Here is a 2,267-nt window from a genome sequence, read left to right on the forward strand (position 1 = left end):
CAGATTCGCGATCAAGGAGGTCATTACTTACTCGCCGTGAAAGCTAATCAAGGGAATCTACATGCAGAAACCAAAAACTTTTTTGATCAAGCTATACAGGTAACACCTAAAGAAGCGAGTTGCGATTATTACTCGATTGAAGAAAAGAGTAGGGAGCGTTTTGAAAAGCGAGAAGTTTGGTGTACGCATGAATTAGATTGGCTGCCCCAGAAAGAAGAATGGGTAGATCTGAATGCGCTAGTCTGCATGAGAAGCACTAGGTGCATTAAAGATAAGACATCTATAGAGGCTAGATACTATATTGCTAGTGAAAAAGCTAACGCTGAAAAACATGGACTAGGCATACGCTTGCATTGGGGTATCGAAAGTGCGCCGCAGGCGCACAAAGAAGTTCAGGAAGAACTAAAACTTTGTGCTTAAGCTGTACAAATGATGGAGAAGGCCCTCCGAAGTCGGTTTTCAGGAACAGGCTTCAAACCACCTTAAGCTGCTGTTATTAAGAGTAATGGTAGTGAGCATTAAGGAAAAGTCGAGATAAAACTCGGAAGGTATGAATCAGAAAGACGAATAAACCTGAACCATTGTTGACGCGTCGTAACCCAGAGATTTGATGTCAAAAGCAGGGGCGTTTCGATCTCCTGTGAAGAATCTACAAGATACCTGATTACTGAGTAGATGGCATCCGGCGTATAGATGGCGTGAGTCTGATTTGGGCGTTTGTACGGAACTGTGGGAACCAGTCGCTTGGATGATAAGGGAGAAATTTAAATGACTAAAATCATAAGAATGAGAGTACTGATGCCAAGAACTGGGGCGGAACAACCTGTAGTAGCAAAGAAGGCTGGTAACGCGGCTGGAGCAAAGAGGTTGGATTAAGTGGTAACATTCATTGTTCAACTAGATTTCTAGGAGGAAATTGTGAGTGAAACAAAACCTTTTATTATTTCTAAAACACTTGTTATGGAGGCCTATAAGCTTGTAAAAGCAAACGCAGGAGCAGCTGGCATAGATCAGCAAACGCTAGAGGATTTCGATCGAAACCTTAAAAGCAATCTTTACAAAATCTGGAACCGAATGTCCTCGGGAAGCTATTTTCCACCGCCTGTAAAGGCCGTTTCAATACCAAAGAAAAGTGGTGGAGAAAGAATCTTGGGAATACCTACGGTAAGTGATAGAATAGCTCAAATGATTGTAAAGCTGATGTTTGAACCCACAGTAGAGCCACATTTTCACCAAAATTCTTATGCATATAGGCCGAATAGATCAGCTTTAGATGCTGTAGGAATCACTAGGCAAAGATGTTGGAAATACGATTGGGTGCTGGAATTTGATATCAAAGGCCTATTTGACAACATAGATCATGACCTTCTAATGAAAGCAGTAAGAAAACATACAGATAACAAATGGGTTATTTTATACATCGAAAGATGGCTAAAAGCACCCCTTCAATTAAAAGATGGAATTCTTGTGACAAGAAATGCAGGAGTGCCCCAAGGAGGAGTGATTAGCCCAGTGCTTGCCAATCTATTTCTTCATTATGTATTTGACACGTGGATGACAAGGAAATATCCTCGCATGCCATGGTGTAGGTATTCTGATGACGGATTAATACATTGTAACACAGAACAAGAGGCTCAATACCTTTTAACAAATCTAAAGAAACGATTTGAAGAATGTAGTTTGATGCTTCATCCAGATAAAACAAAGATTATTTACTGTAAAGATGGAAGCCGCAAGGGAAAGTACAAGGAAACCAAATTTGATTTCCTAGGCTATACCTTTCGACCAAGACTGGTCAAAAACAGCAAACGAAATAGCATGTTTATAAGTTTTTCACCAGCAGTAAGCCAAGCGGCGCTAAAATCTATGAAAGCAACCATTAGGCAATGGAATATAAGAAATAGAACAGATTTAGAACTTGGAGATATAGCCAGAATGTATAATCCAGTTATCAGAGGATGGCTAGTATACTATGGGAAATATTCTCCATCAGCTCTGTACCAATTCTGCAGACATTTTAATAAGACGCTAGTGGCTTGGGGAATGCGTAAATACAAGGAACTTGCAGGTCATAAAACAAGAACGACTATCTTTATAGGAAAGATAGTAAAGAAAACCCCAGAGTTATTTGTACACTGGAATAAAGGAATGATAGGAACGTTTGCTTAATTGGGAGCGGTATGAATTGAGAGGTTCCTGTACCGTTCTACGAGAGGCTTGTGGGGAAGTTCCACAGGTCGACTCACCACAAAGTTCATTGGCAATTA

Annotated in this window: 2 protein-coding genes; both read left to right on the forward strand. The window is 40.4% G+C overall.

Annotated features, from left to right (window positions below; genetic code table 11):
- The coding region (locus DB42_RS10030; protein ID WP_044882842.1) for an ISAs1 family transposase at window positions 1-420 on the forward strand (420 nt) is incomplete at its 5' end.
- 498 nt (window positions 421-918) lie between these two features.
- Window positions 919-2,169 carry a group II intron reverse transcriptase/maturase gene (ltrA, locus tag DB42_RS10035; protein WP_080502839.1) on the forward strand — a complete coding sequence of 417 codons (1,251 nt, stop codon included), beginning with the start codon at window positions 919-921 and terminating at the stop codon, window positions 2,167-2,169.
- The last annotated feature ends 98 nt before the right edge of the window (window positions 2,170-2,267 follow it).

The organism is Neochlamydia sp. EPS4, assembly GCF_000813665.1.
In the GTDB taxonomy this organism is placed as follows: domain Bacteria; phylum Chlamydiota; class Chlamydiia; order Chlamydiales; family Parachlamydiaceae; genus Neochlamydia.